Source organism: Myxococcota bacterium (assembly GCA_035498015.1).
In the GTDB taxonomy this organism is placed as follows: domain Bacteria; phylum Myxococcota_A; class UBA9160; order SZUA-336; family SZUA-336; genus VGRW01.
Genome location: DATKAO010000199.1, coordinates 1 through 21,949 on the forward strand (window position 1 = coordinate 1; position 21,949 = coordinate 21,949).

General features: G+C 69.4%; 27 protein-coding genes. 13 read left to right on the plus strand and 14 right to left on the minus strand.

The annotated features are described in order from the left end of the window. Positions 1–461: hypothetical protein (locus VMR86_17665; GenBank protein HTO08881.1), on the plus strand; the 461-nt coding region annotated here is incomplete at its 5' end. Between the two features lie 34 nt (positions 462–495). Beyond that, positions 496–924, plus strand: a complete 429-nt coding sequence (locus VMR86_17670; GenBank protein HTO08882.1) for a hypothetical protein — start codon at positions 496–498, stop codon at positions 922–924. A 326-nt stretch (positions 925–1,250) separates the two neighbouring features. On the opposite strand, the gene VMR86_17675 is transcribed toward VMR86_17670, so the two are convergent. From VMR86_17675 to VMR86_17695, 5 genes are all read right to left on the minus strand, one after another. Continuing rightward, complete coding sequence (locus tag VMR86_17675) at positions 1,251–1,697, minus strand: hypothetical protein (GenBank protein HTO08883.1); 447 nt, start codon at positions 1,695–1,697, stop codon at positions 1,251–1,253. Next, positions 1,684–2,196 (minus strand): hypothetical protein, encoded by a 513-nt coding sequence (locus VMR86_17680; protein ID HTO08884.1) that lies wholly within the window; start codon positions 2,194–2,196, stop codon positions 1,684–1,686. Before VMR86_17680 ends, VMR86_17675 begins: the two co-directional genes overlap by 14 nt. A gap of 12 nt (positions 2,197–2,208) precedes the next feature. Continuing rightward, positions 2,209–3,597: an MBOAT family O-acyltransferase gene (locus tag VMR86_17685; protein HTO08885.1), complete on the minus strand. Its 1,389-nt coding sequence runs from the start codon at positions 3,595–3,597 to the stop codon at positions 2,209–2,211. A gap of 7 nt (positions 3,598–3,604) precedes the next feature. Then, positions 3,605–4,576, minus strand: coding sequence for a hypothetical protein (locus tag VMR86_17690; protein ID HTO08886.1), 972 nt, complete (start codon positions 4,574–4,576; stop codon positions 3,605–3,607). 127 nt (positions 4,577–4,703) lie between these two features. After that, positions 4,704–5,156: a hypothetical protein gene (locus VMR86_17695; GenBank protein HTO08887.1), complete on the minus strand. Its 453-nt coding sequence runs from the start codon at positions 5,154–5,156 to the stop codon at positions 4,704–4,706. 143 nt (positions 5,157–5,299) lie between these two features. On the opposite strand from VMR86_17695, the gene VMR86_17700 reads away from it, so the two are divergent. Both VMR86_17700 and VMR86_17705 read left to right on the plus strand, forming a co-directional pair. Further along, positions 5,300–5,932 carry a helix-turn-helix domain-containing protein gene (locus VMR86_17700; protein HTO08888.1) on the plus strand — a complete coding sequence of 211 codons (633 nt, stop codon included), beginning with the start codon at positions 5,300–5,302 and terminating at the stop codon, positions 5,930–5,932. Continuing rightward, positions 5,929–6,513, plus strand: coding sequence for a hypothetical protein (locus VMR86_17705; GenBank protein ID HTO08889.1), 585 nt, complete (start codon positions 5,929–5,931; stop codon positions 6,511–6,513). The genes VMR86_17700 and VMR86_17705 overlap by 4 nt, the downstream gene beginning before the upstream one ends. On the opposite strand, the gene VMR86_17710 is transcribed toward VMR86_17705, so the two are convergent. The 4 genes from VMR86_17710 to VMR86_17725 form a co-directional block, all read right to left on the minus strand. Further along, positions 6,455–7,069 (minus strand): hypothetical protein, encoded by a 615-nt coding sequence (locus VMR86_17710; GenBank protein HTO08890.1) that lies wholly within the window; start codon positions 7,067–7,069, stop codon positions 6,455–6,457. The two genes, VMR86_17705 and VMR86_17710, sit on opposite strands and share 59 nt — an antisense overlap. A gap of 94 nt (positions 7,070–7,163) precedes the next feature. Further along, entirely contained in the window at positions 7,164–8,837 is a 1,674-nt protein-coding gene (gene ettA, locus VMR86_17715) for an energy-dependent translational throttle protein EttA (GenBank protein ID HTO08891.1), read from the minus strand. A 41-nt stretch (positions 8,838–8,878) separates the two neighbouring features. Next, positions 8,879–9,955 (minus strand): acyl-CoA dehydrogenase family protein, encoded by a 1,077-nt coding sequence (locus VMR86_17720; protein HTO08892.1) that lies wholly within the window; start codon positions 9,953–9,955, stop codon positions 8,879–8,881. 12 nt (positions 9,956–9,967) lie between these two features. Next, positions 9,968–11,161, minus strand: a complete 1,194-nt coding sequence (locus VMR86_17725) for an acyl-CoA dehydrogenase family protein (protein HTO08893.1) — start codon at positions 11,159–11,161, stop codon at positions 9,968–9,970. A 62-nt stretch (positions 11,162–11,223) separates the two neighbouring features. On the opposite strand from VMR86_17725, the gene VMR86_17730 reads away from it, so the two are divergent. Then, on the plus strand, positions 11,224–12,495 hold the full coding sequence (locus VMR86_17730; GenBank protein ID HTO08894.1) for a hemolysin family protein: 1,272 nt from the start codon (positions 11,224–11,226) through the stop codon (positions 12,493–12,495). Positions 12,496–12,502: 7 nt separating this feature from the next. Here VMR86_17730 and VMR86_17735 read toward each other — a convergent pair whose 3' ends face one another. Next, positions 12,503–12,742 (minus strand): hypothetical protein, encoded by a 240-nt coding sequence (locus VMR86_17735; protein HTO08895.1) that lies wholly within the window; start codon positions 12,740–12,742, stop codon positions 12,503–12,505. A gap of 124 nt (positions 12,743–12,866) precedes the next feature. Further along, positions 12,867–13,625 (minus strand): FliA/WhiG family RNA polymerase sigma factor, encoded by a 759-nt coding sequence (locus VMR86_17740; GenBank protein ID HTO08896.1) that lies wholly within the window; start codon positions 13,623–13,625, stop codon positions 12,867–12,869. A gap of 318 nt (positions 13,626–13,943) precedes the next feature. On the opposite strand from VMR86_17740, the gene VMR86_17745 reads away from it, so the two are divergent. Next, complete coding sequence (locus VMR86_17745; GenBank protein HTO08897.1) at positions 13,944–14,321, plus strand: PilZ domain-containing protein; 378 nt, start codon at positions 13,944–13,946, stop codon at positions 14,319–14,321. 7 nt (positions 14,322–14,328) lie between these two features. On the opposite strand, the gene VMR86_17750 is transcribed toward VMR86_17745, so the two are convergent. Then, entirely contained in the window at positions 14,329–15,171 is an 843-nt protein-coding gene (locus VMR86_17750) for a DUF2520 domain-containing protein (protein HTO08898.1), read from the minus strand. 137 nt (positions 15,172–15,308) lie between these two features. Here VMR86_17750 and VMR86_17755 point away from each other — a divergent pair, with 137 nt between their 5' ends. Further along, a complete protein-coding gene (locus VMR86_17755) occupies positions 15,309–15,989 on the plus strand; it encodes a hypothetical protein (GenBank protein ID HTO08899.1) in 681 nt (226 codons plus the stop codon). Positions 15,990–16,046: 57 nt separating this feature from the next. After that, on the plus strand, positions 16,047–16,715 hold the full coding sequence (locus tag VMR86_17760; protein ID HTO08900.1) for a 2-hydroxychromene-2-carboxylate isomerase: 669 nt from the start codon (positions 16,047–16,049) through the stop codon (positions 16,713–16,715). 6 nt (positions 16,716–16,721) lie between these two features. Here the strand turns inward: VMR86_17760 and VMR86_17765 are convergent, their stop codons facing one another. After that, positions 16,722–17,171, minus strand: a complete 450-nt coding sequence (locus tag VMR86_17765; protein ID HTO08901.1) for a GatB/YqeY domain-containing protein — start codon at positions 17,169–17,171, stop codon at positions 16,722–16,724. Here VMR86_17765 and VMR86_17770 point away from each other — a divergent pair. Continuing rightward, entirely contained in the window at positions 17,164–18,303 is a 1,140-nt protein-coding gene (locus tag VMR86_17770) for a hypothetical protein (GenBank protein ID HTO08902.1), read from the plus strand. The two genes, VMR86_17765 and VMR86_17770, sit on opposite strands and share 8 nt — an antisense overlap. Here the strand turns inward: VMR86_17770 and VMR86_17775 are convergent. Continuing rightward, complete coding sequence (locus tag VMR86_17775; protein HTO08903.1) at positions 18,300–19,169, minus strand: acyl-CoA thioesterase II; 870 nt, start codon at positions 19,167–19,169, stop codon at positions 18,300–18,302. The genes VMR86_17770 and VMR86_17775 overlap by 4 nt on opposite strands. 36 nt (positions 19,170–19,205) lie before the next feature. On the opposite strand from VMR86_17775, the gene VMR86_17780 reads away from it, so the two are divergent. Genes VMR86_17780 through VMR86_17795 form a run of 4 tightly spaced genes read left to right on the plus strand, consistent with a single transcriptional unit; the run spans position 19,206 to position 21,942 of the window. Then, positions 19,206–19,640: a VOC family protein gene (locus VMR86_17780; GenBank protein ID HTO08904.1), complete on the plus strand. Its 435-nt coding sequence runs from the start codon at positions 19,206–19,208 to the stop codon at positions 19,638–19,640. Continuing rightward, positions 19,637–19,984: a hypothetical protein gene (locus tag VMR86_17785; GenBank protein HTO08905.1), complete on the plus strand. Its 348-nt coding sequence runs from the start codon at positions 19,637–19,639 to the stop codon at positions 19,982–19,984. The genes VMR86_17780 and VMR86_17785 overlap by 4 nt, the downstream gene beginning before the upstream one ends. A gap of 9 nt (positions 19,985–19,993) precedes the next feature. Continuing rightward, entirely contained in the window at positions 19,994–20,971 is a 978-nt protein-coding gene (locus tag VMR86_17790; GenBank protein ID HTO08906.1) for an HAD family hydrolase, read from the plus strand. Continuing rightward, positions 20,971–21,942, plus strand: a complete 972-nt coding sequence (locus VMR86_17795) for a MoxR family ATPase (protein ID HTO08907.1) — start codon at positions 20,971–20,973, stop codon at positions 21,940–21,942. The genes VMR86_17790 and VMR86_17795 overlap by 1 nt, the downstream gene beginning before the upstream one ends. Positions 21,943–21,949: the final 7 nt, after the last annotated feature.

Genomic DNA, 21,949 nt, shown 5'->3' on the forward strand with positions numbered 1-21,949 from the left:
GTCGTTTCGTCGCGTCTTGTCTCGCGCTGTGCACCGGGATGACGCTCGCATGGGGAGCGCGCGCGGGCGGGATCATTCCGCCCACGGTGACCTCGCCGTTCGGCGACCCGGTTTGCCTGGATCCGATCGACGTGACCAACACCCTGGCCAATCCCAGCGGCTACTACGCGATCTCCGACCAGTGCGAGTCGCTGTGCAAGAAGGCCGCGTCCGACTGCAAGCAGTATGTGCGGCTCGCCTTCGCTTGTACCAGTGCCCTGCTGGGTGACGACGTCTCCTACCAGAAGAAGGACTGCGAGCGCGAGTTCGCTGACGACAACAGCGGAAAGAAGGAGTGCAAGGCCGGGATCGACAACGACTCGGGTGTCGATCGCCAGGCCCTGCGCAACAACCGCGACGGCGCGCTCGCCACCTGTGAAGAGTGGGGCGCCATCTGCCGGAACAGCTGCAACCAGCCCTGAGAGTTGTTACTCCTCCCGCGCAAGGGGGGAGAGCATGAAGCATTCGATCGCTCTGGGTCTGGTGTGCGCCCTGTTTGCGTCCCCGGCGCGAGCGGGTGACGTCATCCTGCCATTCACACCGGGCGTTTGCGCCAGCGTGTTCACGGCCGAGAACGACATCATCGCCTCGAACATGTTCGTGGGCTTCGTGCGCTGCGTGGACCTGTGCAAGTCCATCGCGAAGGACTGCGTGAAGTTCACGAAGGACGCGTATTCGTGTCAGACGGGGCTGGTCTCCGACAGTCTCGACTACTCGAAGAAAGAGTGCGCCAACATCAGCGACGGCCCGACGCGCAAGACCTGCGAGCTCGCCGCCAAGACCAACTCCGACGTGGCGCGCGGCAACCTGAAGAGCGACCTCGAGGAGGCGCTCGGCTTCTGTGACTCGTGGCGCACGGAGTGTCTGGGGTTCTGCGCGAACTAAGAGCCGGAGGCCGGAACATCTCGGCGCCCCGCCGTCCGCGCAGAAGCCCCCCGTCGCTGCTTCGGGAATACCCTGCAGACGCTCCTCCGGGCTTCCGCGCCGGCCCGGCGGGCGAACAGCCGTCCGCTCGCGCTTGCTGTGCCATCGGGCGCGGACTGCAGGGGCGACGGGGCAACCAACGTCGACGCGTCTCTATTCTTACGGGGCAGCGGAGAGATCTGTTCCGTGCGCGCGGCCGGCGCAATTCCCAGAGGGAGCGTCTGCAGGGTACTCCCGAAGCAGCGACCGACGGGAATTGCGCGGAGCGCAGCGCGCAACGGAGCTCTCTACTCCCCGGTGCAGCGCTTCTCGCAGATCGAGTCGTGATTCTCGCAGCCGATGATTCCGAAGCCGCGGTTCTGCTTGATGCTCGCCTGCCAGTCCTTCTTGTCGGCGTTCCAGCTGGCCTTGCAGTCGCGCAGGTCGCCGCCCGTGAGGCCGGCGCAGGCGACCGCCGTGTCGAAGGTGACCCAGTCACTCGAGAACGCCAGCTGACAGCTCGCGGCGTCCTTCACGTTCTTCTCGCACACCGACAGCGCTTGCTTGCAGAGCTTCACGCAGTTCGGCACGCCCACGAAGTTCGTCTCGAAGCCGTACATGGCGGCGATGTCGGTCATCTCGCCGCAGATCTGCTTCAGGAAGAGTGAGCCGCTCGCGGCGAAGGCCGGCAGCGGCACGAGCGCTGCGGCGAGCAGCGCGAGCGCGCCCAGGCGCAGCGAGTCACGGCGCCGCATCGCACGCCCCCGCGCACTGGTTGGCCTTGGTCGTGCAGTCTCCCAGCGCCGTCGTGACCGCGTCGTCGACCGCGGCGTGCTCCGCCGCCACCGTGTTGGGATCGACGTCGACGCCGGGCGGATTCACTTTCGAGACGAACTTCGCGCGGTCGTCGATCGCGTGGCTCTCGCACGAGGCGAGGCGCTTCACGTACTTCTGGCAGGTCGAGCCCGCCTTCTTGCACAGGCTCGCGCAGTTCGAGAGGTGGCTGAACAGGTTCGCGTTGTTCGGGTCGTTCGGGTCGATGAGGATGAAGCCGAAGGCCATGCCGGGCACGACCGCCGCCACGGCGTCGCCCGGCGTGATCGACGGCTCCAGGCTGCAGGGGCGCTTGGGCCCCAGCGGCAGCGGCGCGTTGGGATCGCTGAAATCGGTGCCGGCGCGCGCGGGCGCGGCCGCCAGCGCGAACGCCAGGCAGGCCAATGCCAGGGGCAGCAGCGGGCGTGGGGCGCGAGTCACCAGCCCATTTTATCAGAACTGGAAATAGATGAACGGCCGGCCGGTCGCCGCGAGCAGCGCCGTCAGCGCGGCGGCCGACGACACCAATCCGATGCGCGCAGGCCAGCGGAGTCTCTGCAGCAGATCTTCCTTGTAGTGGAAGTAACAGAGCACGTGCACACCCGCGAGCAACGCGATGGCAAGCGGCCACTCCAACGCCACGCTGCGGCCCGATTCCCAGCTGAGCACGCGCAGGGCCAGCTGCCCGAAGCCGTGCATGTCGCCGGTGCGGAACAGCGCCACCGACGGCAGCAGGAGCGCCACCTGCGCCAGCCACGACACGAGCTTCTTGCCGGGGTACTCCGGCAGGTGCCAGGGCGCGTGCTTCTTCCACAGCGAGTACACGCACAAGGTCACGCCGTTGTAGAGCCCCCAGAGCACGAAGTGCCAGCTCGCGCCGTGCCACAGGCCCGTGAGCGTCCAGGTGATCATGATGTTGCGCAGCATGCGCAGGTCGCCTGCGCGTGAGCCGCCCAGCGGCTTGTACACGTAGTCGGTGAACCACTGGCCCAGCGTCATGTGCCAGGCGTGCCGGTAGGTCTGCGGGTTGGTCTGCAAGAGCGGGTAGTCGAAGTTCTGCGGGATCTCGAAGCCCAGCCAGCGCCCGAGCCCGCGCGCCATGGTCGAGTAGCCCGAGAAATCGCAGTAGATCTGGATCCAGAACGCGATCGTGCCCAGGAGGATCGCCGCCGCGCCGAAGTGAGTCGGGTCGGAGAAGACGCGGTCGGCGAGCGTCGCCATGTTGTCGGCCACCACGACCTTCTTGAACAGGCCCAGGCAGAACAGCTCGAGCCCCGACAGCAGCTCGTCGTCGCGCACCGGCTCGGTGCGCGCGAGCTGCGGAATGAAGTGACCCGCGCGCAGGATCGGCCCCGCCAGGAGCTGCGGGAAGAACGCGACGTAGAGCGCGAAGTCGAGCAGGCTGCGGCAGGTCTCCACGCGGCGCCGGTACACGTCGATCGTGTAGGTCATCGTGTGGAAGGTGTAGAACGAGATCCCGAGCGGGATCACGATCTTCAGGTAGTACGGCTCGGGATCGATGCCCGACACGAACGCGACGTTGTCGAGGAAGAAGTTCCCGTACTTGAAATAGAACAGGAACCCCAGGTTCGCGAAGATACTCGTCCACAGATACGCGCGACGCTTCCACTGCACCTCGGTGGCCGAGATCGCCAGCCCGAAGCCGAAGTCGAGCAAGGTCGTGAGCCACAAGAGCAGCAGGAAGCCCCAGTTCCACGAGCCGTAGAAGATGTAGCTCGCCACCAGGAGCAAGCCGGTGCGCGGCTTGCCGCGCGGGAAGAAGGGCAGAAGGCCCACGAGGACCGCGAAGAAGAGCGCGAACTCGAAGCTGTTGAAGCGCATGACGGCCCTAGAGCAGTGACTCGAGCTGGTCGCCCAGCGCGCTGGTATAGGTGAAGCGGCCCGAGTCGTTCACGTGGATCATGTCCTTGAACTGGTCGAGCTCGAGCGGCGGGAAGGCCGAAGCGTCGAGGAAGACGAAGCCGTGCTGCGCGGCCAGGTCGGCCACGTAGCGGCGGAAGCGCTCCATGCGCGGCCTGACTTTGGGCGCCTCCTGGATCAAGTGACTCGGCGCCTCGACCACGATCAGCCGCGTGCCGGCGGCGTGCAGTGTCTCGGCCAGGAACTCGAGCGCGCGTGTGTTGTCGTTCGGGTACGGGTCGAGCTCGACCCGGCTCATCCACTCGACGGGCACTTTCGGGCCGCGGCTCCCGGCCATCCGTTCCCGCGCCATGCGCAGCAGGTCCATCTCGATCGACAGGAAGGTGAGGCGCCCCAGGCGCACCATGAGCGCGTTCTGCAGGGAACGCCGATGGCGCGCCAGTACGTGCAGCTCGCCCACGAGCCCCGCGAGATGGAACTCCGGGCGCGCGGCGAAGTCCGAGGCGGGGAAGATGTAACGCGCGGCGGCCTCGTCGTAGCTGAAGGTCTCGCCCGTGCCGTCGGCGTCGCGCAGCTCCGAAGCTGCGACCACCGCGATCACCGCGCTCGGCTCGAGCCGGGCCACGTCGCGCGCGCGCATGGCCTCGTCGACCGGCCCCGAGCCCACGACGGTCAGGTTGCGGAAGTGCAGGCCGCGGCCGGTGAAGCGGTTCTCGAGCGCCGCCAGGTCGATGCCGTCGTCGGCGCGGCTGTTGCCCAAGAGCAGCACGTTGTCGCGGCCCGGACGGGTCGCGCGCAGCGTGGCTTCGGCCAGGAACGAGTCGTCGATGCGCCGCGGGAACGACGCCACCACCCAGGCCCAGAACGGCGTGGCGCGGGCGATCGCGAGATCGAGCGCGAACAGGCCGCCGATCGGTCCCAGAACCAGGAGTGCGAGCACCGCGAGACGAGAGCGAGCGGGAAGTGACACGAGAGCGCCTCACGGGGGGTGAGGGCGGAGAGTCGCGCCCGATCTCCGCGGGGTCGCCGCGGAGATCGGGCGGAGTGGGACGGAAAAGCCGAGTGAGTTACAGGACGAGGGCGCAGTTCGCGATGCAGTTGGCGAGGTTCATGTCGCAGGCGTCCAGCGCCATGTCTTTGCTGCTGTCGATCTCGCCATGAACGAGGGAGCGCTGGCCCTTCACCATCGCGTTGCAGTCCTTGCGGTCCTGTGGGTTCTCCTGCACGTCGCAGCTCGCCTTGTCGAACAGGTTCCAGTAGCCCTTCCAGCTGTTCTGGTTGCAGCTCGCCGCGTCCTTCACGAGCGACTTGCAGTTGCTCGCGACCATCTTGCAGTAGCTCTCGCACTTGACCGCGCCGTTGAACGTGTAGCCCTCGAACACACCCGGAACGGTGTTCGGGTCGACGCACACGGGGTCGCTCCACTGGGCGCTGGCGCTGTTCGCGAACGAGAAGGCGCCGGCGAAGATCGCCGCCGCGAGAAGCGCGAGCCGGAGCGCGCGCGGATTCGGAGTCATCATGACGACAGGTTCCCCCTCTCTAGGATTGATGGGCGCCTTCTCATCGGAGCGAATGCGATCTCCTGAAGCGCGAGTTGCGGCAGGAGGGCACTTGCGCATAAAATGATCTTGTTCATAATTGAACAGGATCAGGAGAGCGCCAAGTGCCCGAAGTTGCACAGGGTCTGCGCGAGCGGAACAAGGCCGAGAAGCTGTTGCGGATCCGCAACGCGGCGCGCGCGCTGTTCGCGCGGCGGGGCTTCGAGGCCACGACCGCGCGCGAGATCTGCGAGCGCGCGGGGATCGGGACAGGCACGCTGTTCCTGTACGTGCGCGACAAGCGCGAGCTCTTGTTCCTCACGTTCGAAGAGGACGCGCGCCGCATCTTCGCCGAGGCGCGCGCGGCCGCAGCGCGCGAGAGCGATTTCCTAGCGCAGCTCATGGCCTACTTCGGGCGCTTCATCGCTTTCTACGCGCGCGACGCGGCCCACGCGAAGTCACTCGTGCAGGAGCTGTTCTTCCGCGAGCACGACCCCGAGAGACTCGGGCGACTCACGCTCGAGTTCGGCGCGCACCTGGCGGAGCTCGTCGCGCAGGCGCAGGCCCGCGGCGCGCTGCGCGCCGACGTCGCGCCCATGCCCGTCGCCCAGGCGCTGTTCGCGCACTACGGCTACTGGATCCAGGGCTGGCTCGGCGCGGGCCTGGTCTCGCGCCAGGGCGCCGAGGACGGCCTGCGGCGCGCGCTCGAGCTCCAGCTCGATGGCCTGCGTCCCCAAACGAAGAGGAGCGAGTCATGACCACCTCCGATCTGTCCCTCAGCGTGCGCGAGGCGCGCGCGAGATACTTCGCCGAGGCGGGCTTCCCGCCCGACGGCGGCTACGCCGCGAAGTTCGTGCAGCTCGCGAAGCTGGGTCCGATTCCGATCGGCTTCCCCAACTCGGACGCGCGCCGCAAAGCCGTGGGCATCCACGATCTGCACCACGTGGCCACCGGCTACAAGACCGACTGGACCGGCGAGGCCGAGATCAGCGCCTGGGAGATCGCCTCGGGCTGCGGCCGCATGTGGTTCGCCTGGTACATCAACTTGCAGGGCATGGTGATGGGCTGGGTCGTGAACCCCGGCGCGACCTGGCGCGCCTGGGTGCGAGGGAGACACAGCAAGAACCTGTACTGCGAGGGCATCTCGGAGTCCCTCCTGCGCGAACGGGTCGACTCGCTGCGCGCGCGCCTGCTCTTGGACGAGCCCGGGGCCCCGCCGACCGCGGGTGACTACGCCTCGTACGCGTTCTGGTGCGGGATGGCCGTGCTCGACACCGCGGTCAGCCTCGGGCTGCTGGCGCTCCCGGTCTTCCTGTTGTGGCGGGCCATCGCCGGCTGAGGCGAGACACCACGAGCGGGAGCACCATCAGTGAAAGCAACGTGGCCGTGGGCTCCGGCGTCAAGGTCAGGATCGGGTAGGTGGAACGGCTGATCAGCGATCCATTCTGGTCAGTCAGAGAGATCGCAAGTATCGCGGTCTCGAAGAGCTCGAGCGGCGGAGGCACCTTCGGCATGAGTGAGTAGGGCCCGCTGCCGAAGGGAACGGCTCCGTCGAACGCGACGCCGTCCAGATCGACGAGGACAAGGCCTGCGGAGTCGAAGGCCCCGCCGGAAGCGTGCAGGAAGATCCCATCGTCGACGAGCGAGTCCGGGCCCACGGACGGATCGCTGTTCAGGACGAGTCCGGGATCCAGCAAGCCGACCCAGGGGGCACCCCCTGGGTGGCTGGCGATCGTGATCGAGCCGCTCCCGGCTCCGGCCGCAAGCTCGAGGCGGACGTCGTAGTAGTCCGTCGTGGCGTTCCAGACGACGTCGTCGCTCGCGCCGTGTGCCGAACCACTGAGCGCGAGACCCAGCGCCATCACCGAAACCAGGCCGAAAGCCAACGACTTCATCGGTGTGCCTCCGCCGACGGCCGACACACCAACACGAGCGACTCGCGAATGCGATTGGCTCGCGAATGAGATCGGCGTCGACCGCAGCGAATGACTAGTGAGTCAGCTTCTTGAAGCGCATCCGGTGCGGCTGGTCGGCGTCGACGCCGATGCGGCGCTTCAGGTCGGCTTCGTACTCCTGGTAGTTGCCCTCGAAGAACTCCACGTGACTGTCGCCCTCGAAGGCGAGCATGTGCGTCGCGATGCGGTCGAGGAACCAGCGGTCGTGCGAGATCACGACCACGCAGCCCGAGAAGCCGAGCAGGGCCTCTTCGAGCGCGCGCAGCGTGTCCACGTCGAGGTCGTTCGTGGGCTCGTCGAGGAGCAGCACGTTGCCGCCCGCCTTCAGCGTGCGCGCGAGGTGCAGGCGGTTGCGCTCGCCGCCCGAGAGCATCGAGACGCGCTTCTGCTGGTCGGGGCCCTTGAAGCCGAACGAGCCCACGTAGGCGCGGCTCGGCAGCTCGCGTGACCCGACCTTCATCTTCTCCTCGCCGTCCGAGATGGCCTCGAACACGGTCTTCTTGGGGTCGAGCTCGGAGCGCGCCTGGTCCACGTAGGCGAGCTTCACCGTCTCGCCGATGCGCAGCGCGCCCGAGTCGGGCTTCTCGGAGCCCGTGATCATGCGGAACAGCGTCGTCTTGCCCGCGCCGTTGCCGCCGATGACTCCCACGATCGCGCCCTGCGGCAGCTTGAAGTCGAGGTCGTCGATCAAGAGTGTTTCGCCGTAGCCCTTGGTGAGTGACTCCGCCGCGATCACGTTCTCGCCCAGCCGCGGGCCGGGCGGGATCGCGATCTCGACCGTGTCCGGCGCGCGGTTCTCCTCCTCGGCGCGCAGCTTCTCGAACGCGGCGATGCGCGCCTTCGACTTGGCTTGCCGCGCGCGCGGCGCCAGGCGCACCCACTCGAGCTCGCGCTGCAGCGTGCGCTGGCGCGCGCTGGCCTTCTTCTCCTCCAGCTCCAGGCGCTTCTGCTTCTGCTCGAGCCAGGCGGAGTAGTTCCCCTTGTACGGGATGCCCCGGCCGCGGTCGAGCTCGAGGATCCAGCCCGCCACGTTGTCGAGGAAGTAGCGGTCGTGAGTCACGGCCACGACGGTGCCGGGGTAGTCGTGCAGGAAGCGCTCGAGCCACGCGACCGACTCGGCGTCGAGGTGGTTCGTGGGCTCGTCGAGCAGGAGCATGTCGGGCCGCGCCAGGAGCAGCCGGCACAGCGCCACGCGGCGGCGCTCGCCGCCCGAGAGCACCTTCACCTGCGCGTCGCCGGGCGGGAGGCGCAGCGCGTCCATCGCCACCTCGAGCTGCCGGTCCAGCTCCCACGCGTTCACGGCGTCGATCTTGTCCTGCAGCTTGGCCTGGCGCTCCAAGAGCTTGTTCATCGCGTCGTCGTCCATCGGCTCGGAGAACTTCGCGGAGATCGCCTCGAACTCGGTGAGCAGCGCGCGTGTCTCGGCCACGCCTTCCTCGACGATGCCGAGCACGGTCTTCGACTCGTCGAGCTCGGGCTCCTGCGCGAGATACCCGATGCGCAGGCCTTCGTGCGGCCGCGCGACGCCGACGAACTCCTTGTCCACGCCCGCCATGATCTTGAGCAGCGTGCTCTTGCCCGAGCCGTTGTGACCCAGGACGCCGATCTTCGCGCCGGGATAGAACGACAGCGAGATCGCGTCGAGCAGGATCCGGTCCGGCGGCACGACCTTGCGCAGGTCTTCCATGACGAAGACGAATTCGGGCACGACTGACTCCTCGGTCCCCTGGGACGTTCAGGGGGGCCGGATTATAACGAGGGTGCCCCGCCGCGCAGCCGGGTGGCCTCTTCGCGCAGGAGCTCCGGCCCGCCGAGCAGCGGCCGCGTGAGCGCGACGCGCCGGAACCACAGGTGCAGGTCGTACTGCTCGGTGAAGCCGATGCCGCCGTGCACCTCGGTGGCCTTGCGCAGCACCTCGGTCGCGGTCTCGGCGAGGTGGGCCTTGCACAGGGCCGCCATGCGCGCCGCTTCGCGCGGCTCGGCGTCGAAGGCGTGCGCGGCGTACCACGCGAGCGAGCGCGCGGGCTCGAGCGCGGCGGCGATCTCGGCCAGCATGTGCTTCACGGCCTGGAACGAGCCGATCACGCGCCCGAACTGCTTGCGCTGCGAGGCGTACTCGAGCGCGAGCTCGAGCGCGCGCTCGGCGGCGCCCAGTGAGTCGAAGGCGAGGGCGATGCGCCCGGCTGCGAGCACGCGGGGCAGGGCGTCGACGAGCGCCACGGGCTCCACGCCCGAGAGCCGCACCTCGGCGAAGCGGCGCGTGCCGTCGACGGACGCCAGCGGGGTCACCTGCACTCCGCCGGTCTTGGCGCGCACGAGCGCCAGCCCGGCCGCGGTGTGGAGCAGGAGCCGGTCGGCCTCGACCGCGTCGAGCACGAACAGCGCAGCGCCCTCGAGCCGCCCGTGGTCGAGCCGCACGCCCGCGCCGTCGCGCGCGCCCGTGGCCTCGGCCAGCCCGACACCGATGCGTGTCGTCCCCGCGGCGATCTCCGGCAGGACCTCCTTGGCCAGGGCCTCGTGTCCCGAGGCCGCCACCGCGACCGAGCCCATCACGGCCGTGGCGACGTAGGCACCCGGACCGGCCGCTCGGCCGATCTCCTCGGCCACCAGCATGGCGTCGAGAAACGACAGCCCGGCGCCGCCGTGCTGCTCCGGCACCAGCGCTCCGAGCGCCCCCGCCTCGGCCAGTGACTTCCAGAGCGCCGCGTCGTGCGCGCTCGCGGTCTTCGACACCTCGCGCGCGCGCGTGGTCGGGAACTCCGCCCCGAGCAGCTTGCGCATCGTGTCCTGCAGCAGCTTCTGTTCGTCAGAGAGTCCGAAATCCATGACTCACTCGCCTCACGCCGCCTTCGGCTCGCGCGGCAGGCCCAGGCCGCGCTCCGCGATGATGTTCTTCTGGATCTGCGCCGTGCCGCCGCCGATGATCAGCCCGAGCGAGAACATCCACTGGTACGGCCAGGCGCCGCCGGCGCGCAGGTGCGGGCTGTCGCGGTGCAGCGGGCCGAGCTCGCCCAGCACGTCGAGCGCGAGCGCCGCGATCTGGTGGTTCAGCTCGCAGCCCTGGAGCTTCACGATCAGCCCGGCCACGCCCGGTGACTCGCCGCGGAGCTGGCAGGTGAGCAGCCGCAGCGCGTGGTACTTCATCGCGAGCACCGAGGCCTCGAGCCGGCCCAACCGATCGCGCAGCACCGGTGAGTCGATCGCGCGCGCGCCCGAAACCGTCTCGCTCTCCATCAGCGCCACGAGCGAAGCGAACATCGACTCGGTCTGACCCGTGCTGCCGAGCATGTTGCGCTCGTGGCGCAACGTGGTGTTGCCGATCTTCCAGCCCTCGCCGCGCTTCCCGACCAGGCTCGTCTTCGGCACGCGCACGTCGCTGAAGAACACCTCGTTGAACTCGGCGTTCCCGGTCAGCGTGTGCAGCGGGCGCACGTCGATGCCCGGCGTGCTCATGGGAAACACGAGATACGAGATGCCCTCGTGCTTGGGCGCGTTCGGCTCGGTGCGGATCAGCGCGAACATCATGTCGGATTCGCGCGCGGTCGAGGTCCAGATCTTCTGGCCGTTGATCCGCCACGAGTCACCGTCGTCGGTCGCGCGGGTCTGCAGGCTCGCCAGGTCGCTTCCGGAGCCCGGCTCGCTGTAACCCTGGCACCAGACCATCTCGCCGCGAATGGTCGGGCCCACGTAGCGCCGTTTCTGCTCCTCGCTGCCGTGCTCGAGCAGCGTCGGCACCAGCATCGACGGCCCCTGGCCCGCGATCCCGCGCGAGACACCCGCGCGCGCGAACTCCTCGTCGATGATGATCGACTGGAGCAGGTCCGGCGCCCGGCCTGCGCCGCCGTACTCGCGCGGAATGGTGCGCGCCGCGTAGCCGTGCTCGATCAGCGTGCGCTGCCAGGCCAGCGCGCGCTCGCGCGAGGCCAGCGCGCCGCGCCCGATGCCCGCCTTGGGCGCGTCCGGATGCGCCTCCAGAAACCGCCGCACCTCGGAGCGAAACGCCTCGTACTCGGGGCCGTAGGAGAGATCCATGCGGTCATTCTGTGCGGCGCTCCGTCGCCGTGTCCAACGCCTCGGCTAGTATGGTCCGGGAAATGGACGTGTTTACGGGGCTCCTGGTCATCGTCGCGTGCCTGGCCCTGTCCGCCTTCTTCTCGACCAGCGAGACGGCCCTGCTGCGTATGCGGGAGCACGAGATCGAGGCCGACATCCGCGAAGCCCGGGGGCCGTCGGCGTTCGCGATCCGGGACCTCTTGAACTCCACCTCGCGCATGCTGGTGACGATCCTGCTCGCGAACAGTCTGGTGAACATCCTCGGGCCCAGCGTCGCCACCGCGCTGGCCGTGCACTGGCTGGGCGACCAGAAGGGCATCCTGGTCTCGACCCTGGTCATGACCGTGCTGATCCTGGTGCTGGGCGAGGTGCTGCCCAAGGCTTTCGCGGTGGCGCACCCGCGGCGGGTGTCACATGCCGTGGCTCTGCCGCTGTATCTCCTGCACAAGCTGCTCTGGCCCGTGCACGTGCTGTTCGATCGGATCATCGAGCCGTTCGTGCGCGTGCTGGCCGGCGCCGACACGCAAGGCCGGCGAGTCACCACGGTCGAGGACGTGGTGGCGCTGGCGCGCGAGGCTTCGGCCGCGCAGCCGGACGCGCAGCCGCTCGAGATCATCGGCGCCACCGCGGGCGCGGCGGAGATGACCGTGAAGGAGATCATGGTCCCGCGCGCCGAGGTCGTGTGTTTCCCGATCGACATCGACCCCGCCGAGCTGCTCGAGAAGGTCATGGAGGAGCGTTACACGCGCGTCCTGATCTACGAGGGCTCGATCGACGCGATCGTGGGCGTGGTGCACCTGAAGGACCTGGTGAAGCTGTCGAGCGGCGGCGGGGGCGACCTGCACACCATCCTGAAGCCCGTGCTGCGCGTGCCGGAGCGCAAGCCGATCCTGCGGCTCTTGGCCGACATGCAGCGCAACTTCGTGCACATGGCGGTCGTGAAGGACGAGTTCGGAGTCACTCTGGGCATCGTGACTCAGGAGGACATCCTCGAGGAGATCGTCGGCGAGATCCGCGACGAGTTCGACCGCGAGGAGCTGCTCACCATCCGCGAGCTGCCGGGCGGCGGCTACCAGGCGCTGGGCCGGCTCAAGGTCGCCGACTTCAACCGCGAGACCGACTGGGACGTGCCCGCGCAGCGCGGCGACACGCTGGCGGGCCTGGTGTTCAACGCGCTCGGCCGCGCGCCGCGCAAGGGCGACGTGGTGCGCGTGCCCGGCTACGAGTTCACCGTGGTCGACATCTCGGGCACCCGAATCACGCAGGTGCGGGTCACGCGCTGCAAGGACGACCAGCCGCCCGACGACGGCTAGCCGCGGCTTAGACGTCCTCGTCCTCGTCGATGGGCTTGAGCAAGATGGGCGAGGGCGCGTACTCGGGTCCCCCGGTCCAGCCGGGTATCTGCGCGGCCTGCGCGAGCCACGAGCGCGCGATCGACTCCTCGATCACCACGCTCGAGTTGTCGAACGACTCGAGCAGAGTCTCCCACAGCGCACGCCCGCCGCTCTTCCACCAGAGCGGGGCAGGGCACTCGAAGTCGATCGCCAGCTTGACCAGCACGCGGAGCGGAATCCTAGCCGATGCCAGCGAGCTGTGTCGCAAGCGAGCGCGGAAGCGCTCGCGCGCAGCGAGGCGGAGCCGAGCGAAGCGCGGGTGGGTCGAGCTCTGCTCGCCCGGGACCCGCTCAGTTCAGCATGGCCGCTCTCATGCGAGAGCGGAGGCGCGACACGGCCTTCGAGTGGATCTGGCAGACGCGCGACTCGGTGATGCCGAGGATCTGACCGATCTCTTTCAGGTTCAGGTCCTCGTAGTAGTAGAGCGAGATCACCAGCCGCTCCTTCTCGGGCAGGCCGGCGATGCCGTTGGCCAGCGCCTGAGTCAGCTCGCGCTGTTTCAGCTGCGCGAACGGGTCCTCGGCGTTCACGTCCTCGAGGTTCCCGCTGGGCAGCGGCTGGTCGTTGTCGCTCTGACCGCGCAGGTCGTCGAGGTTCACCATCGAGACACCGCGCGTCTGGTTGACGAGCATGTGGAAGTCGTCGATGCCCAGCCCCAGGCTGGTCGCGACCTCGTCCTCGGTCGCGGGCCGGCCGAGTCTCTGCTCGACCGCGTTGGTGGCCTGCTCGAGCTGGCGGCTCTTCTGGCGCACCGAGCGCGGCACCCAGTCCAGCGACCGCAGCTGGTCGAGGATGGCGCCGCGTATGCGGAACTCGGCGTACGTCTTGAACTTGCAGTCCTTGGTCGGGTCGTATTTGTCGACCGCGTCCATGAGACCGATCACGCCGGTGTTGTGTAAGTCCTCGAGGTCCACGTGAGACGGCAGCCGGACGGCGATGCGACTCACGATGTAACTGATCAAGGAAGTATGCTCGATGACGATCCGTTCCTTGAGCTCCGGCGGGATGCGACCGTGCCGTTGCCAAGCTTGCCGGATGAGAGACTCCATCCGCTCCACTCCTCCCCGGCCATGGACGTTGGCCGGCCCCTGCGCGCGCAGGCGTGTGCAAAGGAGGTGCCCGGCACTCCATCGGCGGCGGCGCGTCTGGGCTTGATCGGGGTCGTGGATGCGCAACTATGCGGAAACAAAGCGGAAAGCGAGCGGTTTCGGCCGCCGGGCCAGACCGGGGCAAGTGTCTCGACCCGGGCCCTGGCGCGCTCTGCTGTCGGTTCCTTGACACTGCGCGATGAGCGGAGCGCTGGGATCCCGACGCTCGATGTGATTCCGATCTCAACAGAACCCGCGATTCGTCCGAAGTACGACGACATGGCAGAAGACGAGGAGCAGCTCCTCGAAACGCCCGCCCGGCGGGTCGCTCCGCGCTACATCGTGCGCATTCCCGTCGTGCTGCGCGTCGGCACGACGGAGCACGAGGGCACGCTGGTCGACATCTCGGACAGCGGCGTGCGCGTCGAGTGCCGCCCGCCACGCCTGGCGCCCGGCACCTCGGTGTCACTCGAGATGCGCTGGCTCAAGTCGCCCGAGCCGATCATCATGCTGGCGAAGTTCGTGCGCGAGACGCCGGCGGGCTGCGCGCTGCGCTTCGCCGACCCCGACCCGTTCCTGCGCGTGTTCGTGAAGCTCGCGCGCGCGAACGACGCGTCCGTGTCGGACCGGGTCGAGAAGGTCCTGACCGAGTTCTGAGCTGCGCCTAGCGCAGCAGCGCCTTGCGGATCTTGTCCCTGGTCTCGGGCGAGTGACCCAGGTCCAGGTCGAGCAGCTGCGCGCCCAGCGCGCGGTACAGGTCGGCGAGCTCGGGCGCGCGCGCGAGCTTCTCGAGGTGGCGCGCGATCGTGTCCGCGTCGCCGCGCACGATCGGCCCGGAGAGCGCGCGCTCGAGCGGCTGCTGCGCCGCGTTGGCCGCCGCGCCGGCGAGCAGCGGCGCGAGCGCGGCGCGCGCTTCGGCCTCGGGCAGTCCGGCGAGCGTCCAGGCGCGGCGCGCGGCGAGCAGGAGCGCTACCGCGTAGTTGCTCGCGAACACCGCGGCGGCGTGGTAGAGCGTGCGGTCCGCGCCGTCGACGCGCAGCGCGCGCCCGCCCAGGCTCCCCGCCAGCGCTTCGAGCTGCGGTGACAGGGCGGGGCCGGCACAGATCCCGATCGTGACTCCCCCGAACGCGTTCGGCCCCGGGTCGCCGGCGGGAAAGGCGCGCAGCGGGTGGAAGGCGCCCGGCAGCGCGTCCTGGGCCGCGGCGCGGTCGAGGGCCGAGAGGTCGAGGGCGCCGCTCGTGTGCACCACGGCCTGACCCGCGCGCCAGGTCAGCTCGGAGGCGACCGCGGCCACCGCGGAGTCGGGCAGCGTCAGGAACACCCAGTCACAGCGCTGGGCGACCTCTTGCGCCGAGCGGGCTTCGGCGCCGTCGATCCGACGCGCGAGCGCGCGGGCGCTGTTGTCGCGCCGGCTGGCGACGGCCGCGACGCGCTGGCCCTTCTCTGCCAGCGCCAGCGCCAGCGCCGTGCCGACGCGTCCGGCCCCGATGATCCCGATGACAGACACCGCACTCTAACTCGGCATGTTCGCTGCCGATATTGTGTGTGGCGGACACCCACTTGGCGGACCTTTCCATACGTTTCCCGAGCACGATCCTGAGGCAGCGCTTCGAGCGCGCGCGCTCGCTCCCCCTCGAAGGGCAGATGCGCGAGTGCGTCGACTATCTGCAGAACCCCGAGGTCCTGATCCAGGAGTTCGTCGACGCGTACGTCGCGGTCGAGAGCTGCTGTGACCCGGACGAGCAGCAGTTCCAGGTGCTGTCACCGGACTCGGAGGACCCCGCCACACGCCGGGTCATGCTCGAGAGACTGTTCGCGAACGGCTCGGTGACCGTGTTCGACACCGTGCCGTTCGAGTTCTCCTGCGTCGCCCGCAACATCGCGTCGGTCTCGGGCGGCACGGGCATGCCCTCGCCCGCGCTCGACGGCCTCGATTACGTGGGCCACATGATCGACTCCGAGCCGGTGGGCGTGCTCGGGGTGGTGCAGCACGACGAGTCGTCGACGCCGTACACACTCTTCCTGCGGCTGATCACGTGTCTCTCGGAGCTCGCGCCCGACGCGCAGCTTCGAGCCGCCGACGCCGCGCTGTTCAAGGGGGCGCTGGGCGACGAGCCCAAGCTCGACCTGCAGCTCCTGCTGCGCGAGGCCGAGGTCGACCCGGCGCAAGCCACGCTGCGTCAGCTCACGCACGACCTGGCCGAGGCCTTCTACGCCGGGGTCTCGGAGGAGTGGCAGTTCCCGGACGTGCTGCGGAACATCGTGTGTCTCCTGCCCGCGCCCGCCGACTCCGACGAGAGCCTGATCCTCGAGTGGTGTGTGTAAGGCTCGGGGGGGCCTTCGCCCAGGGCTCCCCTCGCTCGGCTTGCTATCGTCCGGCGCGTGCCTGGGCCCATCCGGTTCTTGTTCGACTACATCTCGCACAACGCCTATCTGGCGTGGACGCAGATCGGGCCGATGGCCGAGCGGCACGGCCGGACGGTCGAGCCCGAGGCGGTGCTGTTTGCGGGCCTCCTGAACGCGCACGGGCAGCTGGGTCCGGCCGAGGTGCCGCCCAAGGCGCGCTGGATGATGCTCGACGTGGCGCGCAAGGCGCGCCGGCTCGGCGTGCCGATCGCCCCGCCGAAGACCCACCCGTTTCCGCCGCTGCTCGCGCTGCGCGTGACTCATGCGGCGCCCGCGGGCGAGCCGCGCCGGCGCCTGATCGACGGCTTGTTCCGCGCGGTCTGGGCCGAGTCGCGCGACCCGGCCGATCCCGCCGAGGTGGCAGAGATCGCGCGCGCGGCGGGCCTCGACGGCGAGCGCCTGGTCAAGGACGCGGCGAGTGACTCGGTGAAGGCCAGCCTGCGCGAGGCCACCGAGCGCGCGCTGGCCGACGGCGTGTTCGGCGTGCCCACGGCGCTGGTCGACGGCGAGCTGTTCTGGGGCTTCGACGACTTCCCGCACCTCGAGCTGTTCCTGGCCGGGCGCGACCCGCTCCAGCCCGGCGACCGCGAGCGCTTCACGGCCTACGCGGCGAGCGCGCGCCGGCGCCGGCCCGAAGAGAAGTGACTCGCGCTACGCCGGCAAAAGCTCAGCCGCGATCCGCCGCGCCTCGTTCCCGTCGACGTCGCCCTTGTGCGCCTTCATCACTGCGCCCATCACACGGCCCAGGTCCTTGGCCGACTTCGCGCCCGTCTCGGCGATCGCCGCGCTCACCCACTGGCGCAGCGTGGCTTCGTCGGCCTGCGCGGGGAGATAGCCCAGGATGATCTCGAGCTCGGCGCGCTCGGCCGCGGCCTGCTCGGTGCGGCCCGCGCCCTCGAAGGCCTCGATCGACTCGCGGCGCTGTTTCTCGAGCTTGCGCAGGATCGGCACCGCCTGCTCGTCGGTGAGCGTGGTCGAGCCGTCCTCCTTCAGCCGCAGCAGGAACGCCGCGCGGATGTTGCGGAACGCCTGCAGCCGCAGCTTCTGCTGGGTCTTCATGGCGTCCTTCATTTCCCGATTCACTTCGTCGAAGATGGGCATCGCGCGAGTGTGCCACAGCCTGCTCGCGCTGGCCCTGTGCGGCTGCGCGCTGCGCGGCCCGCCGCCCAAAGTGTTTCGCACCTACATGCTCGGGCTGGGCGGCGGCGAGCGCTATTCGGCCTGGTTCGGCGACGAGCGCGCGGGAGTGATCTACTTCGGTCTCTCGCCGTTCTGGAGCCAGTACCACGCGCACGGCGGCGATCCCACCGCCGACCTGCTCGAGCCCAGCGCCCACGCGATCGGCCGCTTCGACGTGGCGCACGAGGCGTTCCTGCCGCCCTTGATCGCGCGCCGGCCGGGCCCGGACTCGCGCTCGTCGGTCTGGGACGTGCTCGCGCACCCCAACGGCTGGGTCTACTACACGACCTACTTCGAGGAGATGGGCCGCGTGCGCCCCGGCATGGGCGACGTGGAGCGCTTCGACTCACTCGGCCCGGGGCTGAACGAGATCGCGCTCGGCCCGGACCTGAACCTGTACGTGACTCGCTACGGCGCCGGCGGCAAGGACGGCGGCGTGGCGGTGATCTCGCCCGAGGGGGCGCTTTTGCGCGAGGTGGCGCTCCACGTGCGCAAGGGCGTGGTCACCGCGCCGAAGAGCATCGCCGTCGACCCGCTGAGCGGCGAGGTGTGGCTGAACGCGGACGTGATCGCGCCGGACAAGTCGGTCACCTTCGCGGCGTTCCATCTGGGGCCCGACCTCGCCGTGCGCGAGCGCTTCGACCCGCCCTACGAGCTCGAGTTCATGGCCTTCGACGCCACGGGCCGCGGCTTCTTCGTGGCAGAGCGCGCAGGACGGCTCGGCCTGCGCGTGGTGCGCGCGGGCACGGAGCTCTTGACGGTGGACCTCGGCCCGCGCGAGCCGCACGACTTCGCGCAGGACATCCACTTCGCGCCCGACGGCACGGCCGTGATCGCCTTCTGGTCGGGCCGCGTCGAGGTGGTGCGCCAGACGGGCGGGAACTACGAGCACGCGCGCATCCAGCTCGAGCGGCCGAAGGAGTGCGTGACCGAGAACGATCCCTCGCTGTTCTACAGCGCGTTCGTCTCCGACGGCTCGGTCTACGCCACGCTGACCTGCGACGCCGCGATCGTGCGCGCGCCCCTGCCCGAGCGCTACCAGGTGAGTCGCTAGAGCGAGCGGTCGTGCGCCTGGCCGGTCGGGCGCATGAGCCCTTCCTGCGCGACCGAAGCCACGAGCTCGCCCGCGCGCGTGAAGATCGTCCCGCGCGCGAAGCCGCGCGCGCCCGCCGCGACCGGGCTCTCCTGCGCGTAGAGCAGCCACTCGTCGGCGCGCACGTCCTTGTGGAACCAGAGCGCGTGGTCGAGGCTCGCCATCATGAGCGCCCCGAGCGGCCCCGTGCGACCGTGCGGGAGGATGACCGTGTCGAGCAACGACATGTCACTCGCGTACGCGACTACGCAGCGGTGGAAGAACGGGTCCTCGGGCAGCGCTCCGGTGGCGCGGAACCACACCAGGTTGCCGCCTCGCCGCTGCGGCCCGCCCAGGAAGGTCGGCGCCTCCACGTGGCGCAGGTCGACCGGACGCTCGCCGCGCGTCCACGGGAACGAGCCCTGGGGCAGCGCGGCGGCGCGCTCCTGCCAGGTGGGAAGTGACTCGGGCGGCGGCGCGGCGGGCATCTCGAGCTGCTGGTGCTCGTAGCCGAGCTCACGCACCTGGAACGAGACGGCGACGGTGAAGATCGCCTGGCCCTTCTGCACCGCCACGACCCGGCGCGTGGTGAAGCTCTGGCCGTCGCGGATCCGGTCCACGGTGTAGAGCACGGGCAGCGAGGGATCGCCCGGACGCAGGAAGTAGGCGTGGAGTGAGTGGGCGGACCGCCCCTCGACCGTGCGCCCCGCGGCCGCCAGCGCCTGCGCCGCCACCTGGCCGCCGAACAGACGCTCGCGCTGCCCGCCTTCGTTCTTGCCGCGGAAGATGTTGCGCTCGATCTCCTCGAGGGCGAGCAGGTCGACCAGTCCGTTCGTGGGGGAGTCCATGGCTCGTTCGATAGCATCCCTTGGTACACTGCGCCGATGGAAATCAACGGCATGGCGCACGTGATTCTGGCCGTGCGCGACTTCCCGAAGGCGCGCGCGTTCTACGGCGCGCTGCTCCCGTTCCTGGGACTCACGCCCGTGATCGACTCGCCGGAGTACTACTACTGCGTCGGCGGGCGCACCGCGCTCGGCCTGCGGCCGGCGTCGGGTCCCGAGGCGCGCGACGCGTTCTCGCAAGGCCGCAGCGGCTTGCACCACCTGTGCTTTCGCGCGCGCTCGCGCGAGGACGTCGACTCACTCTACGCCTTCCTGCTGGCGCGCGGCGCGAAGATCGTGCACAAACCCGAAGAGGCGCAGTTCGCGCCGGGCTACTATTCGGTGCTGTTCGAAGACCCGGACGGGATCCGTCTCGAAGCGAACTTCGTGCCGGGTCGCGGTCTGCTCGAGCCCGGAGTGGTGCGCGGCTCATGAGTGATTCCGCGGGCGAGCTCCTGCTCCTGCGCAGCGCGACCTTCGACTGGGTGAACGCGCTCGCGACGCGGCTCGACGAAGAGGGCGTGCCGCACCGGGTCGCGGCGATCGGCGAGCGGCGCTCGACCGACGGCGTGTGGGGCGTCTTCGTGCCCAAGGAAGAGCTCGAGCTCGCCCAGGAGATCGACCGCGAGGTCATGCTCGAGCTCTTCCCCGACCTGCCCGAGAACTTCGAGGGCCAGAGCACGGACGCGGGTCACTGCCCGGCGTGCCAGGAGCCGGTGACCGAGGGCGCGAGCTCGTGCGCGAGCTGCGGTCTGGCGCTCCTGGAAGGGGAGGGCTGAGTGAGATCGGTGGCGCTGCGCAGCGTCTTTCTCGCGGCGCTCGCCGCCGCGCGGCTGGCCGGCGCGCAGGACTCACTGCCGTCCTGGAACGACGGACCGGCCAAGCAGGCGATCGTGGAGTTCGTGCGCAAGACCACGACCGCCGGCTCGGCCGATTTCGTCGCGCCCGAGGCGCGCATCGCCGTGTTCGACAACGACGGCACGCTCTGGTCGGAGCAGCCGCTCTACTTCCAGGCGCAATTCGCGCTCGAGCGCGTGAAGGTGCTGGCGCCGCAGCACCCGGAGTGGAAGGCCAAGCAGCCGTTCAAGTCCGTCCTGGCCGGCGACGTGAAGGGGGCGCTCGCCACCGGCCAGAAGGGCATGGCCGAGCTCCTGGCCGCGACTCACGCGGGCATGACCACCGACGAGTTTGCGAAGACGGTCAGTGACTGGCTCGCGACCGCGCAGCACCCGCGCTGGAAGCGCCCCTACGACCGCTGCATCTACCAGCCCATGCTCGAGCTGCTCGGCTATCTGCGCCTCTCCGGCTACCAGACCTTCATCGTCTCGGGCGGCGGGGTCGAGTTCATGCGCGTCTGGGCCGAGCGCGCCTATGGGATTCCGCCGCAGCAGGTGATCGGCAGCTCGGGCAAGCTGAAATACGAGCTGCGCGGCGGAACGCCCGTGATCGTGAAGCTCCCGCAGATCGACTTCGTCGACGACGGCCCGGGCAAGCCCGTCGGGATCCAGAAGGCCATCGGGCGCCGGCCGGTGCTGGCCTTCGGCAACTCCGACGGTGACCGCGAGATGCTGGAGTGGACCAAGGCGGGAGACGGCGCGCGCTTCGCGGGCATCGTGCACCACACCGACGCCGAGCGTGAGTGGGCCTACGACCGCAAGTCACCGATCGGCAAGCTCGACAAGGCCTGGGACGAGGCGACTCAGAAGGGCTGGACGCTGGTCGACATGAAGTCCGACTGGAAGCTCGTCTACCCGGACGCGAAGTGATGGACGAGCGCGCGGCGGTCGCGGAGCTGCAGAAGCGGGTCGAGGCTTCGATCATCGGCCAGCGCGAGCTGATCGCACAGATGATGCTCGGGCTCCTGGCCGACGGTCACTTGCTGCTCGAGAGTCTCCCCGGCCTGGCGAAGACCCGCGCAGTGAAGAGCCTGGCGCGCGCGCTCGACGCGCAGATGCGCCGCATCCAATTCACGCCCGACCTCCTGCCCTCGGACCTCACCGGCTCCGAGGTGCTGCACCAGGACGGCGGGAAGAACGTGTTCCAGTTCCAGCCCGGGCCATTGTTCGGCAACGTGATCCTCGCCGACGAGATCAACCGCGCGCCCGCCAAGGTGCAGGCCGCGCTGCTCGAGGCGATGGAGGAGCGGCAAGTCACCGTGGCGGGCACGACTCACAAGCTGCCCGAGCTGTTCATGGTGCTCGCGACCCAGAATCCGATCGAGCAGGAGGGTACGTATCCCCTGCCCGAAGCGCAGCTCGACCGCTTCCTGATGAAGGTGTTGATCACCTATCCCGACCCCGAGAGCGAGCAGGCGGTGCTAGAGCTCGTGCGCGGCGAGGAGGCGGGCGCGAAGGCGGGCGCGGCGCCGGCCGCGATTCCGGTCGAGCGCATCCTGGCCGCCCGGCGCGCGGTCGACGCGGTGCACGTCGCGCCCGCGATCGAGCGCTACATCGTCGACCTGCTGAACGCGACGCGGCACGGCGACAAGTACGGCGAGCCCCTGGCCAAGTGGATCCAGGTGGGCTCGAGCCCGCGCGGCGGCATTGGCCTGGACCGCGTGTCGCGCGCCCACGCCTGGCTCGAGGGCCACGACCACGTGACTCCCGACGACGTGCGGGCCGTGGTGCACCCGGTGCTGCGCCACCGGCTGATCCTCTCCTACGACGCGAACGCCGACGGAGTCACTCCCGACCAGGTCGTCGACAAGCTCGTCGAGCTCGTCGCGGTCCCCGCGTAGGTCGTTC